General features: G+C 70.4%; 12 protein-coding genes and 1 tRNA gene. 9 read left to right on the forward strand and 4 right to left on the reverse strand.

Features of this window, described 5'->3' with window-relative positions:
- Window positions 1–21 precede the first annotated feature (21 nt).
- Window positions 22–816: a S1 family peptidase gene (locus tag ACW4TU_RS34415; protein WP_457419668.1), complete on the forward strand. Its 795-nt coding sequence runs from the start codon at window positions 22–24 to the stop codon at window positions 814–816.
- 344 nt (window positions 817–1,160) lie between these two features.
- Here the strand turns inward: ACW4TU_RS34415 and ACW4TU_RS34420 are convergent, their stop codons facing one another.
- The gene (locus ACW4TU_RS34420; protein WP_457419670.1) at window positions 1,161–2,930 is read right to left on the reverse strand and encodes a glycoside hydrolase family 35 protein; all 1,770 of its coding nucleotides are present in this window, start codon (window positions 2,928–2,930) and stop codon (window positions 1,161–1,163) included.
- A 150-nt stretch (window positions 2,931–3,080) separates the two neighbouring features.
- Between ACW4TU_RS34420 and ACW4TU_RS34425 the strand changes: the two genes are divergently transcribed.
- The 6 genes from ACW4TU_RS34425 (at window position 3,081) to ACW4TU_RS34450 (ending at window position 10,868) form a co-directional block, all read left to right on the forward strand.
- Entirely contained in the window at window positions 3,081–3,971 is an 891-nt protein-coding gene (locus ACW4TU_RS34425) for a helix-turn-helix domain-containing protein (RefSeq protein ID WP_457419672.1), read from the forward strand.
- A gap of 86 nt (window positions 3,972–4,057) precedes the next feature.
- On the forward strand, window positions 4,058–4,402 hold the full coding sequence (locus tag ACW4TU_RS34430; protein WP_457419674.1) for a chorismate mutase: 345 nt from the start codon (window positions 4,058–4,060) through the stop codon (window positions 4,400–4,402).
- 140 nt (window positions 4,403–4,542) lie between these two features.
- Window positions 4,543–5,019, forward strand: coding sequence for a response regulator (locus ACW4TU_RS34435; protein WP_457419676.1), 477 nt, complete (start codon window positions 4,543–4,545; stop codon window positions 5,017–5,019).
- A 126-nt stretch (window positions 5,020–5,145) separates the two neighbouring features.
- Window positions 5,146–7,662 (forward strand): aminopeptidase N, encoded by a 2,517-nt coding sequence (gene pepN / locus ACW4TU_RS34440; protein ID WP_457419678.1) that lies wholly within the window; start codon window positions 5,146–5,148, stop codon window positions 7,660–7,662.
- A gap of 378 nt (window positions 7,663–8,040) precedes the next feature.
- Window positions 8,041–9,405 (forward strand): pyridoxal phosphate-dependent decarboxylase family protein, encoded by a 1,365-nt coding sequence (locus ACW4TU_RS34445; protein WP_457419680.1) that lies wholly within the window; start codon window positions 8,041–8,043, stop codon window positions 9,403–9,405.
- Window positions 9,402–10,868: a lysine N(6)-hydroxylase/L-ornithine N(5)-oxygenase family protein gene (locus ACW4TU_RS34450; RefSeq protein ID WP_457419682.1), complete on the forward strand. Its 1,467-nt coding sequence runs from the start codon at window positions 9,402–9,404 to the stop codon at window positions 10,866–10,868. Before ACW4TU_RS34445 ends, ACW4TU_RS34450 begins: the two co-directional genes overlap by 4 nt.
- Window positions 10,869–10,921: 53 nt before the next feature.
- Here ACW4TU_RS34450 and ACW4TU_RS34455 read toward each other — a convergent pair whose 3' ends face one another.
- Window positions 10,922–12,727: a bifunctional metallophosphatase/5'-nucleotidase gene (locus ACW4TU_RS34455; protein ID WP_457419684.1), complete on the reverse strand. Its 1,806-nt coding sequence runs from the start codon at window positions 12,725–12,727 to the stop codon at window positions 10,922–10,924.
- A 150-nt stretch (window positions 12,728–12,877) separates the two neighbouring features.
- Here ACW4TU_RS34455 and ACW4TU_RS34460 point away from each other — a divergent pair, with 150 nt between their 5' ends.
- Together ACW4TU_RS34460 and pyk are read left to right on the forward strand one after the other, a co-directional pair.
- On the forward strand, window positions 12,878–13,594 hold the full coding sequence (locus tag ACW4TU_RS34460) for an SIMPL domain-containing protein (RefSeq protein WP_457419686.1): 717 nt from the start codon (window positions 12,878–12,880) through the stop codon (window positions 13,592–13,594).
- Between the two features lie 157 nt (window positions 13,595–13,751).
- Window positions 13,752–15,188 carry a pyruvate kinase gene (gene pyk, locus ACW4TU_RS34465; RefSeq protein ID WP_457419688.1) on the forward strand — a complete coding sequence of 479 codons (1,437 nt, stop codon included), beginning with the start codon at window positions 13,752–13,754 and terminating at the stop codon, window positions 15,186–15,188.
- 45 nt (window positions 15,189–15,233) lie between these two features.
- Here pyk and ACW4TU_RS34470 read toward each other — a convergent pair whose 3' ends face one another.
- Window positions 15,234–16,022, reverse strand: a complete 789-nt coding sequence (locus ACW4TU_RS34470; RefSeq protein ID WP_457419690.1) for a helix-turn-helix domain-containing protein — start codon at window positions 16,020–16,022, stop codon at window positions 15,234–15,236.
- A gap of 81 nt (window positions 16,023–16,103) precedes the next feature.
- Window positions 16,104–16,187: transfer RNA gene (locus ACW4TU_RS34475), tRNA-Leu, on the reverse strand.
- Window positions 16,188–16,211 lie beyond the last annotated feature (24 nt).

Genomic DNA, 16,211 nt, shown 5'->3' on the forward strand with positions numbered 1-16,211 from the left:
ATCCCCACGAAAGGACGTACGTTGACCCACACCTCGTCGGTCGGAAGAGGTTTCTCCCTGGTCAAGCGGGCCGCGGCGGTCGGTGCCGCGGCCCTCGCGATCGCGAGCCTCCAGCCGCTCGCCGCGCAGGCCGCGCCCGTGCCCGTCGTAGGAGGAACGCCAGCCGCGCAGAACGAGTTCCCGTGGCTGGTGCACCTCTCGATGGGCTGCGGCGGAGCGCTCTACAAGAAGGACGTCGTCCTGACCGCCGCCCACTGCGTGGACGGCTCCGGCGCCACCACGGGCATCACCGTCACCGCGGGCGTCGCCGACCTGAACGCCTCGGGGGCGATCAAGGTCAAGTCGACCAAGGTCCGCCAGGCCCCGGGTTACGACGGCAGCGGCAAGGACTGGGCGCTCATCAAGCTCGCCCGGCCGATCAACAAGCCCACGCTGAAGATCGCCACGACCACCCAGTACAACCGCGGCACGTTCACCATCGCGGGCTGGGGCGACACCACGGAGAACGCCGGCACCGGCACGACCAAGCTGCTCAAGGCCACCGTCCCCTACGTCAGCGACGCGGGCTGCAAACTGCACTACGGCAAGCGGCTCGTGCCCGGCGACGAACTGTGCGCCGGCTATCTGGCCGGCGGCGTCGACACCTGCCAGGGCGACTCCGGCGGGCCCATGTTCCGCAAGGACGACACCGGCGCCTGGATCCAGGTCGGCATCGTCAGCTGGGGCGACGGCTGCGCCCGGCCCGGGGTACCCGGCGTCTACTCCCAGGTGTCCACGTTCGCGAAGGACATAGCGCGGGCGGCGTCCGCCCTGTAGGACCTGTCGTCACCTTCCCGTCCGCCTGACGACGCCAGGCACGCTCCCCACTGCCTTGAGAGCGAGGGAGTGCCCCCACTCGCCGCAACGGGCACAGACCCACGTACAACCAGTACGAGGGTCTGTGCCCGGCACGCCGAGAGCACGCGCCTCCCCGAACATCAGCCGCTGCCGCTGCCGCTGCCGCTGCCGCTGCCGCTGCCGCTGCCGCTGCCGCGGCGGGCGCGAGGCCCGCCCTTCGGGCGCACGACGGGAATGTGACGACAGGCCCTGGGCTCCGGGTCCGGCCGGGCCGCACGGCCTCGCCGGATCCGGTTGCCTGCACGCGCGCGTGCACGGGCACCTCAGTCCCCGCTCGGCTCGACGGGGCTCAGGACCGGCCCCGTCCGCCCCGCGCCCTCCAGCTCCAGCACCCACACCTCGTTCACGCCCTCCCGCAGCACCGGCCCGGGCACGTACAGCGAGCGCTGCGGGCCCACGCACCAGTAGCGCCCCAGGCCGAACCCGTTGACCCACGCGAACCCCCGTGTCCACCCCGGCAGTTCGAGCCGGGCGTCCCCGGCCCCGCGCACCGTCACGGCCCCCCGGTACAGCCCCGGGGCGTCCTCGGAGGGCAGCCCCGCGAAGGGCACCTCCCGCACGGCACCCTCCTCGAACGCGTCCAGCCGCAGCCCGCGCGCCCGCACCCCGTGCAGAAACTGCCGCTCGTGCAGCACGCCCCCGGTGATGCCCTTCGGCTCACCGACGCGCGGCCCGTAGCTGACCCTCCCCAGGGACTCCACCCACAGCTCCACGCGCGCGTGCCCCGCGACCGGCTCAGCGAGCCGCACGTCGCCCTCACCGAGCACCCCGGCCCGTACCCCGTCGACGTACACCACCGCCAGATCCCGCAGCCCGCGCACCGACAGCGGATACGGCCGCCGGGGACCCGGAACGGTCACCGTGTAGCGCACGAGCCCGCGGTCCACGTCCAGTTCCTCGAACGTGGGCGGCACGGCGTGCTCCGTCTCGGGACCCCCCAGGGTGTCCAGCACGGCGGTCAACGGCGCCCACTCCGTCAGCCGCACGTCGGCCGTGGCGCCCAGGGGAGAGGGCGTGGGCGGCGGTTCTGGCGGCGGGGCGTCCGCGTACGCGGAGAGGATCTCCCTGAAGCGCCAGAACTTCTCCGTGGGGCGCCCGTGTTCGTCGATCGGCGCGTCGTAGTCGTACGACGTCACGTCCGGCTCCAGAGCGCCCTCGTGGACCTCCCCGAGATCCGTGCCGCCGGCCCGGTTCGCGCCCGCCCAGCCCGCGAAACTCGTACCGCCGTGCGCCACGTAGACGTTGACCGACGCCCCGCACTCCAGGAGTTCGCGCAGGGCCCGCGCCGCGTCCTCGGGATCCCGTACGGCGTGCCCGGCGCCCCAGTGGTCGAACCAGCCGCACCAGAACTCCATGCACATCAGCGGGCCCGTCGGCCGGTGCCGGCGCAGCGTCTCGAAGGCCACGCGCGCGTGGGCACCGAAATTCACCGTCGCCAGGACGCCCGGCAGCGAGCCGCCCGTCAGCATGTGGTCCTCGGGGCCGTCCGAGGTGAACAGCGGGACGCTCACGCCCCCGGCCCGCAGCAGGCCCGTCAGCCGGTCCAGGTACTCCCGGTCGGAGCCGTAACTGCCGTACTCGTTCTCCACCTGCACCATCAGCACCGGGCCGCCCAGGTCGATCTGCCGCGACACGATCTCCGGGAGGAGACGGTCGAACCAGCGTTCCACGGGGCGCAGAAAACGGGCGTCACGCGTGCGCGTGTGTCCCGTCAGCCAGTGCGGGAGACCGCCGTTGTCCCATTCCGCGCAGATGTACGGACCCGGCCGCACGATCGCCCACAGCCCCGCCTCCCGCGCCGCGTCCAGGAACCTGCCCAGCTGCCCGACATCGCGGAAGTCACCGGGGCGCGGCTCGTGCAGGTTCCACGGGACATACGTCTCCACGCAGTTGAGACCCATCGCCCGCAGCATCGCCAGCCGGTGCGCCCACTGCTCCTCGTGCACCCGGAAGTAGTGCAGCGCCCCGGACAGCAGCCGCACCGGCCGCCCGTCCAGCAGGAAGTCCGTGTCCCCCACCGTGAACTCGCTCATGTGCCCCACCCTCACCTCTGGCGGCCGGCAGGTCCATGGACAAAGATCAGCTTCAGTTGGACCGGGCTCGCGACGGCTCACAGCGGCGCACGGCGGGTTTTCGACCGTCGACCGGGAAAGACGACCACGGCACAGGCGGGAGGACCGCGGATGTACCGCACCTGGATGCGTTTCTTCAGCCCCGCGCCCGCCCACCACCGGCTCGGCCTCGTCTGCCTCGGCGTCGGCCTCCAGCACGGCGCCCTGCCCACCGTCGGTCCGCGCGTCCTCGACCACCACGTGGCCGTCGTCGTGAGCAGCGGCCGGGGCTGGTTCCAGGGCACCGACGGACGCCGCCGGCCCGTCACCGCGCCCACCCTGATCTGGCTCACCCCCGGCACCGCCCACCACTACGGGCCCGACCCCGACACCGGCTGGGACGAGGCGTTCGTCGACTTCACCGGCCCCGCCACCGCCACGTACGCCGAACTCGGCTACATCGAGCCCGAGCGGCCCCTCGTACCCCTCACCGACGCCGGCCCCGCCCGGGCCGTGATCGGGCGCATGGCCCGCGCCGCACGCCGCGACAACCCCGTCCTGGAGGTCGAGACGGCCGCCGCCGTGCACGAACTGCTCGTCGCCCTGCGCCGCACCCGCGCCGACCTGGCACCCGACGGCGACCAGGTCCTCGCCGCCCTCGCCCGGGACGCCTGCCGGCCCCTGAGCGTCGCCGAACACGCCGCCCGGCACGGCATGACCCCCGCCGAACTGCGCACCGCGGTACGACGCGGCGCCGGCTGCAGCCCCAAGGACTACCTCCTCGGCATCCGGCTGAGCCGCGCCAAGGAACTCCTCGCCGCCACCGAACTGCCCGTCGCCGCCGTCGCCCGCCGCGTCGGCTACGACGACCCCGCGTACTTCTCCCGCCTCTTCACCCGCCGCGTCGGCATGCCCCCCGTCCGCTTCCGGGCCCAACAGGGACGCACGGTCCCCGGCGGCTGGAGCGACCGCGTCCCCGACCCCGCCGACCCCCCGACGATCGAACACCCGCACCCGGCGTGACGCCGGGCACCCGCCCGTCCCCCCACCCCGCACGACCCCGACGCCCCACGAACCCGCCCGATCCGTGCCACGTAATGTGGACGCCCATGACCACCAGCAACAACCGTGAAGTCGACCCCGCGATCCGAGCGGAACTCGGCCGGCTGCGCGAGAGCATCGACAACATCGACGCCGCCGTCGTCCACATGCTCGCCGAGCGCTTCAAGTGCACCCAGCAGGTCGGCCACCTCAAGGCCGTACACCAGCTGCCGCCCGCCGACCCGAACCGCGAGGCCCAGCAGATCGCCCGCCTGCGCCGGCTCGCCGAGAGCGCCAACCTCGATCCCGCGTTCGCCGAGAAACTCCTCACCTTCATCATCGCCGAGGTGATCAGACACCACGAGCGCATCGCCGAGGACACTCTGAACGGCGGGAAACCACCGGTGAATTGACCCCCGGGGCGTGACAGCAGGGTGCCCGCGGGGGCATGCTGCGCTGTGCACTCCTTGTGCACTCGTAGTCAGCCGACGGGCACTGCGCGTCAGCGGCGCGGGTGCCGGTCGGTTGTCCACACGGGAGGGGACGTCGGGCCATGCCGTCGGATGCCAAGATCCTCATCGTCGACGACCACGAGGACACCCTGTACGCCCTGGAGAGCGCCCTGGCCCCGCTCGGCTACCTGCTCGCCCGCGCCACCAGCGGCGACGAAGCGCTCAAACAGGTACTGCGCGGCCAGGTCGGCCTCCTCCTGCTCGACGTACGCATGCCCGGCGCCGGCGGCCTCGACGTCGTGCGGTACATGCGCCGCCTCGAACAGACCCAGCACATCCCCGTCGTCCTGCTCACCGGCTTCGGCCCCGACGCCGAACTCACCGCCACCGCCTTCGGACTCGGCGTCGCCGACCTCGTCAGGAAACCCATCGACCCCTGGACCCTGCGCACCAAGGTCCGCTACCTGTACGACGCCCACCGCCGCCACCTGGCCCTCGAACAGGAGGCACGGGAACTCCGCGCCCTCGTCAAGGACCACGGCGTACTCACCCGCACCCTGGAGAAGGACCGCGCCTAGACACCGCAAACGGTCCTTGAACAGCCCCCGAACGGCTCCCCGGGCCGCACCGGGGGCAGGGGCGCGCGCACGGACAAAGGCCGTGTACCGATCCGCCCCTGTGCCGTGTCAGCGGCATCAGGCAGCATGTCCTCCATGTCCGTACTGACGCGCGACGAAGCGCAAGCCCGTGCCACCCTCCTGGACGTCCACCGGTACACGGTCGAACTCGACCTCACCACCGGGGACGACACCTTCGACTCCCGTACCGTGATCCGCTTCGCGGTGACGGCGGGCCACACCGGCGCGGACACGTTCGTCGAGGTCAGGCCCGCCGAGCTGCGCTCGGCCACCCTCGACGGCCAGCCCCTGGACACCGGCACTCTCACCGACGGCCGACTGCCCCTGACGGGCCTCGCCGAGGGCGAGCACGAACTGCGCGTGGACGCCGCGATGCGCTACTCCCGCACCGGCGAGGGCATGCACCGCTTCACCGACCCCGTCGACGACGAGACCTACCTCTACACCCAGATGTCCCTGGAGGACGCGGCAGCCGTCTTCGCCAACTTCAACCAGCCCGACCTCAAGGCCGTCTTCGAGTTCACCGTGCGCGCCCCCGAGGGCTGGACCGTCCTCGCCAACGGCATCACCACCGAGACCGCCGACGGACTCTGGCAGGCCGCCCCCACCCCCCGCATCTCCACCTACCTCGTCGCCGTCGCCGCCGGCCCCTGGCACTCCGTCCGCAGCGAGCACCGCGGCCTGCCCTTCGGCCTGCACTGCCGCCGCTCCCTCGCCCCCCACCTCGACACCGACGCCGACGAACTCCTCGACATCACGCGCGCGTGCTACGACCGCTACCACGAGAAGTTCGAGGAGCCCTACCCCTTCGACTCCTACGACCAGGCGTTCGTCCCCGAGTTCAACTTCGGCGCCATGGAGAACCCCGGCCTCGTCACCTTCCGCGACGAGTTCGTCTACCGCTCCGCCGTCACCGACACCGAACGCCAGACCCGCGCCATGGTCATCGCCCACGAGATGGCCCACATGTGGTTCGGCGACCTCGTCACCCTCCAGTGGTGGGACGACATCTGGCTGAACGAGTCCTTCGCGGAGTACATGGGCTACCAGACCCTCACCGAGGCCACCCGCTACACCGGCACCTGGACCGACTTCGGTGTCACCCGCAAACCCTGGGGCTACGACGCCGACCAGCGCCCCTCCACCCACCCCGTCGCCCCCGAGGCCGTCGACGACACCGCCGCCGCCCTCGTCAACTTCGACGGCATCTCCTACGCCAAGGGCGCCTCCGCCCTGCGCCAACTCGTCGCCTGGCTCGGCGAGAAGGACTTCCTGGCCGGCATCAACACCCATTTCGCCCGCCACCGCTTCGGCAACGCCACCCTCGCCGACTTCATCGACTCCCTCGCCGCCGCCACCGAACGCGACGTCCACGCCTGGGCCGACGCCTGGCTGCGCACCACCGGCGTCGACACCCTCACCCCGCGCCTCACCAACGGCGACGCCGGCGGTTACACCCTCACCGTCCGCCACAACGGCAGCCGCCCCCACCGCGTCGCCGTCGGCCTCTACGACCACGACGTCGCCGGCGACGGCACCCTCACCCTCCGCGAGCGCCTCGACGTCGACGTCCCCCAGGACGCCCCGGAGCCCATCGGCAAGCGCCCCGCCCTGCTCCTCGTCAACGACGGCGACCTGACCTACGCCAAGGTCCGCTTCGACCCCGAGTCCTTCAAGACCGTCCGCGCCGCCCTCTCCGGCCTCCCCGACCCGCTCACCCGCGCGGTCGTCTGGAACTCCCTGCGCGACGCCGTACGCGACGGCCAACTCCCGCCCGCCGTCTACCTGGAGACCGTCCGAGCCCACCTCCCGCGCGAAACGGACCTCGCCCTCGTCCAGGGCGTCCTCACCTTCGCCTCGACCGTCGTCGCCGACCGCTACCTGCCCCCGCAGGACCGCCCCGCCGCCCTGGCCGCCCTCGCCTCCCTGTGCCGCGACCTCATCCGCCGCACCGAGGACGGCGACCACCCCGGCCTGCGCCTCATCGCCGTACGCCACTTCATCGACGTCGCCGCCCACCCCGACACCATCGCCGCCTGGCTCGCCGACGGCACGGTCCCTGGCGGCCCCGAACTCGACCCCGAACTGCGCTGGCGCGTCCTCGCCCGGCTCGCCGTCCTCGGCGCCACCGACGAGGCGGAGATCGACGCGGAACTCGCCCGCGACCCCAGCGCCTCCGGCCAGGAAGGCGCCGCCCGCTGCCGGGCCGCCCTGCCCGACCCCGAGGCCAAACTCCGGGCCTGGGAACAGATGTTCAACTCGGACGCGCTCTCCAACTACCTCTTCGTCGCCACCGCCCAGGGCTTCTGGCAGCCCGAACAGACCGACCTCACCGAGGAGTACGTCAAGCGGTACTGGACCGACGCCGTCTCCGTCGCCGCCAGCCGGGGCCCCGCCATGGCCGACGCCGCCGGCCGCTGGGCCTTCCCGACCCACGCCGTCACCCCCGACACCCTCCGCCTCGGCGAGGAGTGCCTGCGCGACGCCGCCCCGATACCGGCCCTGCGCCGCAAACTCGTCGACCAGCTCGACGACCTGGGCCGCGCACTGCGCGTACGGGAAGGGGCACGGGAACAGGCGTAACGCCCCTCGAACGCACCTCAGGACGCGTGTCGCTCCGACGTACCCGCCCCCGGGGCGCCGACACGCGTCCTGCGCGGGGTCCGGGCCCGGGAGGCGCCCCGGGGCCGGAGACCGCTGAGGGCACAGCCCTGCGCGACCTGGCCCGTCGCGTACGGCCAGAGGCGACTCGGAGGCCCTGAACCATCGCTCCGGTGGAGCAGAGGCACAACAACCCCAGGAGCCGACCATCACACGATCGAGCTAACTCCGCCCCGAACGCACCCCTCTGCAAGCAGCCACCGCCCCCCTTTCGGGTTCCGATCGTTGGTCTTCCCGGGCGCGTCGCCCCAGCCCCGTCCAAGCTGGAACTCCCCAGCCACGCGCCCCGGGAGGACCACCATGCGCATGCCGCCCCTCGCCTCAGGTGCCGAAGGCCCCGACACCCTGCGGCCGTTGCTCGACACGGTCCTCGGTGCCCTCGCGGACGGCGGACACGCACGCGGAGGCCCCCTCCCGGCCGGCGGACCCGAAACCGTCGCCCAGCGGATACGCGCCGCGGTCGGGGACGTACTGCCCGACAAAGGCGACGACAACGCCCTGTACGACCTCGTGCGCGCCCTCGCCGAAGGCGCCGCCGACCCCGCCCACCCCCACTGCGCCGCCCACCTCCACTGCCCACCCCTGGCCGTCGCCACCGCCGCCGACCTCGCCGCCAGCGTCCTCAACCCGTCCCTCGACTCCTGGGACCAGGCCCCGGCCGCCTCCGAGCTGGAAACCCTCGTCACACGCGCCCTCGCCGCAGAGACCGGCGCCGCCGACGCCCTCGTCACCACCGGCGGCACCGAGTCCAACCAACTCGCCCTGCTCCTCGCCCGCGAGGCACACCCCGGCGTCCGCCTCGTGTGCGGCGCCAACGCCCACCACTCCCTGCCCCGCGCCGCCTGGCTCCTCGGCCTCCCCGAACCCGTCACGGTCCCCGCCCCCGCCGGCACCCTCGACCCGGCCGCCCTCGACGAAGCCCTCACCGCGCTGCCAGGCCCTCGCGGCTCGCTCCTCGTCGCCGCCACCGCCGGGACCACCGACGCCGGGCTCATCGACCCGCTGCCCCAGATCGCCGCCCTCTGCGCCGCCCACGGCGCCCGGCTCCACGTCGACGCCGCCTACGGCGGCGGACTCCTCTTCAGCGCACGCCACCGCACCAAACTCGCCGGCCTCGAACACGCCGACACCGTCACCCTCGACCTGCACAAACTCGGCTGGCAACCCGTCGCGGCAGGCCTCCTCACCGTCAAGAACCCCCACGACCTCACCGCCCTCGTCCAGCACGCCGACTACCTCAACGCCGACGACGACACCGAAGCAGGCCTCCCCGACCTCCTCGGCCGCTCCCTGCGCACCACCCGACGGCCCGACATCCTCAAGATCGCCGTCACCCTCAAAACCCTCGGCCGCGACGGACTCGGCGCCCTCGTCGACCAGGTCTGCGCCCACGCCCACGAGTTCGCCCGCCTCGTCCGGGCCCACCCCGGCTTCGAACTCCACGACCCGCCCACCATCAGCACCGTCCTCTTCCGGCCCGCCGGAACAACCGACGACACCGTCGCCGCCGTACGCCGAAAACTCCTCCACGACGGACGCGCCGTCCTCGGCCGCGCCCACCTCGACGGCCGCCTCTGGCTCAAGGTCACCCTCCTCAACCCCCACACCCGGCCGGACGACCTGGCCGCACTCCTGAAGCTGGTGGAAGGAAACACCCCCCGATGACACCCCCCACGCCCGCCGACAACCCGGCCGCCACCCCCACCCCCGACGCCCCCCACGACCTCGTCGGCATCGGTATCGGCCCCTGCAACCTCTCCCTCGCCGCCCTCGCCCACCCCCTCCCCGACCTCAACACCGTCTTCTACGAACAACACCCCCGCTTCGACTGGCACCCCGGACTCCTCATCGACGGCGCCACCGTCCAAGTCCCCTTCCTCGCCGACCTGGTGACCCTCGCCGACCCCGCCAGCCCCTGGTCCTTCCTCAGCTATCTCAAAAGCCGCGACCGGCTCTTCCCGTTCTACTTCGCCGAGCGATTCCACATCCAGCGTGCCGAATACGACGCCTACTGCCGCTGGGTCAGCGAGAACCTGCCCCGACTGCACTTCGGACACCAGGTCGACGCCGTCCGCTGGAACCCCGAACGAGACGTGTTCGAAGTCGACTTCACCCAACTCGACGCCGACGGAGAAGCGGAGGCCCTCGGCCGGACGTACACGAAGAACGTCGTCCTCGGCATCGGCAGCGAGCCCTACATCCCCGACCCCCTCAAACCCCTCGTCGACGCCCCCACCGTGCCCGTCCTGCACGCGGCCGACTACCTCGCCCACCGCGACCGGCTCCTCACCGCCGAACACGTCACCGTCATCGGCTCGGGACAGACCGGCGCCGAGATCTTCCTCGACCTCCTGCGCCACCGCCCCGCCGGACGCGAAAAAATCCACTGGCTGGGACGCACCGAGGCCTTCGCCCCCATGGAGTACTCCAAACTCGGCCTCGAACACTTCACCCCCGACCACACCCGCTACTTCCACGCCCTCACCGAACCCGTGCGCGACCGCCTCGTCGCCGCCCAATGGCAACTCCACAAAGGCATCGGCGCCGACACCATCGCCGCCATCCACGACGAGCTCTACCGCCGCACCCTCCACGGCGGCTGGCCCGAAGCCGTCCTCACCCCCGGCGTCCGCGTCCGCACCGCCGGCCGCGTCGCCACCACCAAGGTCGAACTCCACCTCGAACACACCCAGCAGGGCACCCGCTCCCGCCTCACCACCGACGCCGTCGTCCTCGCCACCGGCTACCGCGACCGCCCCCTCGACCGCGTCCTCGCCGGCCTCGACCCCTACCTCCGCCGCGACAACGCCGAACGCCCCCGCATCGACGAACAGTTCAGACTCGTCTTCGACCCCGCCATCACCGGCTCGGACAGCCACGTCTACGTCCAGAACGCAGAACTCCACACCCACGGCGTGGGCACCCCCGACCTCGGACTCGTCGCCTGGCGCAGCGCCGCCATCCTCAACTCCCTCACCGGCAAGGACCCCTACCCCCAGCCGGCCAGAACCGCCTTCACCACCTTCGGCCTCGAACCACCACTGGCCGCGGTTCCCACCCCCCGGCAGAGCCAGGAACGAGAAAAGGGCCAGCACCATGTGCTGACCCCCCTCGTGGAAGGAATCTGAGGAATCCAAGGCGACTCGCCGCCTACCGGAGACAGCCCACCGGAGAACGCCGACTAGAACACCGGCGTGCCGTCGCGCGTCAGCTTCCAGTCCACCGACGCGAACTCCTTCGGATCCAGCACACCCTTCGCCGTCACCCACTCGGAGATCCGCGTCCGGATCTCCGTCGACTCCGACCACAACTCCTGCGCCGACGCCACATGCGGGAACGCCCCGCCGCCGTTGGCACGGTAGTTGTTCACCGCGAACACGAACTGCTGGGCGTCGTCCAGCGCGGCACCGTTGTAGGCCAGGTTCTTGATCCGCGAACCGGCCGCCTGCGCGATGTCGATGTCGTACGTCAGCCCCGACACGTAGTCGTAGTTGTAGTCCGGCCGGTTCGCCGCGTTCGTCAGCTTGTCCACGTCGATCACCGCGCCCGCCGCCGTCTGCACGAAGTACTGCGCCGAGTACTCCAGGTACGCCCGCACCTGCGCGCCCGTCAGCAACTTCGCGACCAGCGTGTTGTCGTACACGTACAGACTCGACAGATCCCGGATCGTCACCTGGCCGGCCGGGATCTCCGACGTCCGCGAGAACGGCGACGCCTGCGCGATCACCGGCAGCGACGCATACGACGTCCCCACCAGCGCCGCCTTCACCACGTCCTCCTGGACCTTCGTGATCAGGTCGATGATCGGAGCGTCCTTGTACCGCGCCTCGACCGTCGTCAACGTGTCCGTCGCCGTACCGACCACCTGGTTGACGTACGCCACGACAACGTCGTGCTCGTCCTTCAGCAGCTTGGTGATCCTCGGGTCGTCCGCGACCGTCTTCGAGTCACGCACGGTCGCCGCGACCGACTCGACGGCCCACTTACCCTTCTCGAACACCAGCTCGACATCGAACAGTGACAACCGCTCCGCGTACGCCAGCGGCTCCGACAGCACCACCGTCTTACCGGTCGCCGTGTTCGTGACCTTCAGCTCGGCGATCTCCGTGTGCGCGTGCCCCACCAGAATCGCGTCGATACCCGGCACCTGCTGCGCCACCAGCGCCGCCGAGTTCTCGACGTACGGCAACTGGTCACCGTACGAAGAAGTCCCCGAGGACCCCGAGTGCGCCGACACGACCACCACGTCCGCGCCCATCGAACGCAGCTTCGGCACCCACTTCGCCGCCTGCTCCTCCAGACCCGGGAACGTCAGCTTCCCCTGCACATACGCCTTGTCCCAGATCGCGATACCCGGGTTCGTCAGCCCCAGCACCGCCACCTTGACCGGCGGAGCGCCCTTCACATGGAACGTCTTCATGAGGTACGGAGGAAACGCCGGCTTCAGCGTCCTCGCGTCCAGCGCGTTCGCACCCAGCAGCGGGAAACGGCACTGCGACTCGAACTTGCGCAGCGTCTCGATGCCGTAGTTGAACTCGTGGTTGCCGAGCGCCACCGCGTCGTACCCGATGGCGTTCATCGCCTGCGCCATCGGATGCACCGGACCGCCCTTGGCGGTGATCGGGTCGACCTTCGCGTAGTAGTACGTCAGCGGCGTGCCCTGAATCGTGTCGCCCGCGTCGAGCAACAGCGTGTTGCAACGCCCCTTCTCCTTGCGGACCTGCTCCACCAGCGTCGAGATACGGGCCAGCCCCTGCGCGTTGCCCTTCGCGTCGGAGTACTCCGCGTTCTTGAAGTAGTCCCAGTTGAAGACGTGACCGTGCAGGTCGGTCGTACCCATCACGGTCAGGGAGTACCGCTTCACCGGCTTCGCGGGCTTCTTCGCCTCCGCGGCCTGCGCCGCCGGAGCCACGACAGCACTGGTCAACGCCACCCCCGCCCCGGTCACAGCGGACTTCTTCAGGAACTTCCGGCGGTTCAACGGCATGTTTCGGGCTCCTCGGGGAATGGTCAACGACGCGCGTAGATTCTGACCCGCGCATGACCGGCGGCAACAGCCCCCAAAGGTTTCGATCTGGTGACCGGCAGACTCCGCAACACGGTCCGCAACCGCCCTACGAGTGACAGAGTGGGGCGTATGACCTCCAGCCCGGAGCACCCCACCGCTGTCCCCTACGGCACCCCGGACGCCCCCCGCATCGCCGTCCGCGGCGAAGCCCACCTCGAAGTCGACCCCGAGATCGCCCGCATCGGCATCACGATCGGCGCAAGGGGCACGGACCGCCGCTCGGCCCTGGACGACCTGACCCGCCGCAACGCCACCGTCCTGGACCTCGTGAAGACCTACGGCGAGGCGGTGGAACGCCTGGAGACAGGAGCCTTCTCCATCGCCCCGGAACTCACCAGACACGGCCGCGGAGAACGCGTCCGCGCCTACCACGGCCGCGTCCACCTCACCGCCGAACTCACCGACTTCACCGCCCTCGGCGAACTGACCAGCAAACTCGCCGACCTGGAGCTCACCGGCGTCGACGGCCCCTGGTGGGCCCTGCGCCCCGACTCCCCGGCCCACCGGGACGCCCGCCGCCAGGCCGTACGGGAGGCGGTGCAACGGGCTCGCGAGTACGCGGAAGCCCTGGGCACCTCGCTGGCTGCCCTGGTGGAGCTGGCGGACGTGGGCGCCGAGGCCGCACAGCCCATGGCGTACGAGGCCCAGTCCCGTTCTCTCCGGCGCGCGGCCTTCGCCGGCGCCGAGGTCGCGGACGAGGCGGCACCACTCGATCTGGAGCCGCAGCGGCAACAGGTCTACGCACAGGTGAACGCCCGCTTCACGATGGTGCCCCCACAACTGTGAACAGGCTTTCGGTCAAGCCTGTGGACAGGGCACTGAAATGCTCATCGGAGCAACCCGTCGCACAATTCAACTATTGTCAATAACCCTTCACTCAACGGTTGTTGAGTAGTCATGCAGGGCCAATTCGCTACCCACCGGTAAGGCCTACGCTCGAAGTATGCGTCGAGCAAAGATCGTCTGTACCCTGGGCCCCGCCACCGACTCGTACGACCAGATCAAAGCACTGGTCGATGCCGGAATGGACGTAGCCCGCTTCAACCTCAGCCACGGCAGCCACGCCGAACACGAGGTGCGTTACCAGCACGTCCGCAAGGCCGCCGACGAAACCGGCCGCAGCATCGGCCTCCTCGCCGACCTTCAAGGCCCGAAGATCCGACTCGGCCGCTTCACCGAAGGCCCCGTACTCCTCGAACGCGGGGACACCTTCACCATCACCGTCGAAGAAGGCGTCGAAGGCAACCAGCAGACCTGCGGCACCACCTACGCGGGCCTCGCCACCGACGTCACCCCCGGCGAACTCGTCCTCGTCGACGACGGCAAGGTCTGCCTCCAGGTCACCGCAGTCGACGGACCCCGCGTCCACACCAAGGTCGTCGAAGGCGGAGTGATCTCCGACCACAAGGGCCTCAACCTCCCCGGCGTGGCGGTGTCGGTCCCCGCCCTCTCCGACAAGGACGAGGCGGACCTCCGCTGGGCGCTGCGCACCGGCTTCGACGTCATCGCCCTGTCCTTCGTGCGCAGCGGACGCGACATCGACGACGTCCACCGCATCATGGACGAGGAGCACCGCCGCCTCCCGGTCATCGCCAAGGTCGAGAAGCCGCAGGCGGTCGAAGCGATCGACGACATCGTCGCCGCCTTCGACGGCATCATGGTCGCCCGCGGCGACCTCGGCGTCGAGATGCCCCTGGAACAGGTCCCCATCGTCCAGAAGCGCGCGATCAAGCTGGCGAAGCGCAACGCCAAGCCGGTCATCGTCGCCACACAGATGCTCGAATCGATGATCGAGAACTCCCGCCCGACGAGGGCGGAGGCGTCGGACGTCGCGAACGCGGTCATCGACGGTACGGACGCGGTGATGCTGTCCGGCGAGACGAGCGTGGGCAAGTACGCCATCGAGACGGTCCGTACGATGGCGAAGATCATCGAGGCGGCCGAGGAGGACATCCTCGCGAAGGGCCTGCCCCCGCTGACGGACCGCAACAAGCCCCGCACGCAGGGCGGCGCGGTGGCCCGAGCGGCGGCCGAGATGGGCGACTTCCTCGGCGCGAAGTTCCTGGTGGCGTTCACGCAGAGCGGCGACACGGTGAAGCGCCTTTCGCGCTACAGGTCCCCGATCCCGCTCCTGGCCTTCACCCCGGACCCGGCGACACGGTCCCAGCTGGCGCTGACGTGGGGCGTGGAGACGTTCCTGGGCCCGCATGTCGACTCGACGGACGCGATGGTCGACCAGGTGGACGAACTGCTGCTGAAGTACGGGCGCTGTCAGCAGGGCGACGTGGTGGTGATCACGGCCGGCTCCCCGCCCGGCGTATCGGGGTCCACGAACCTGGTGCGGGTACACCACATCGGCGAGGACGACAGTCCCAAGTAGGAGTTCCCCCGATGAGCCCTTCTTTGACGGAGGGGCCCTTTCGGTTCAGTGCTTGGGGCCTACGTGGATGTCCATCAGGGCTACGGAGGCTTTGCGGGCGACGGAGATGTTGAAGGGGTCACTGCCTCGGGCGAGGCTGGTCCACTCGACGCCGACTTTGTTGAGGGTGTCGCTGAAGAGCTTCCGGATGTCGTCGGACTTGTTGGCGAAGAAGTAGCGAGGGTATTCGTAGCGCTTACGCTCACCGGCGACAAGGCGAGTCGTCCAGTTGGTGATGCGGCAGCCGTCGGAGTGGATGAGGCCGCGAATAAATGCCCAGGGGTGCGCGTCGACGATGTCCTGTTGCCAGGGCTCCAGGGCGATGCGGCGGTCGTGCTTCTTGCCGGGGCCGTGCTGAGGGAAGAGGCAATGCAGGTGCTTCGAATAGACCTTTACGTTGCTGCAGCCGGTCCTGCGGACACGGCAGACGGAGTTGTCGGGGAAGACCGCGCGCATGGCCCGCTCACACTCGTCCATGAGGCCGGTCCATGACTCGGTGCAGGTGATCATCAGGTTGGGTACGCGGTGCTCGGAGTATTGGCTGATGTGGCCGTCACCAAGGTAGAGGCCGAGCAGGTAGCTGTAGGCCTCTTCGTCGAGTTCCCGGCCGTCGCAGCGATGGCACTTGGGGTCGTGCCTCCCGGGACATTCGCCGCGCTTGGCTCGGTCCATGTGCTTCCAGTAGCCGACCGTCCCGAGTGGGACGTTGAGGCGCCGCGCCACCTCTGCGTTCTTTGCACCGCCGCGTAGCAGTGTGACCGCCTTCTGTCGCACGTCAGTGCCGTGAAAGTTCATGCGAACACTCAGTGTCACTGATCGCGACGGCGCGCAGCAAAAAGCGGATGTTCACGAGAACGTGGACATCCGCTTCGGGGGTGCCGGGTATGGGATTCGAACCCACATGTCCTTTCGGACAGAGGTGTTTGAGACCTCCGCGTCAGCCGATTGCGCCAACCCGGCCCGAGTGCTGTTGGGAGTATACCC

The sequence above is a fragment of the Streptomyces kryoterrae genome (assembly GCF_054072135.1).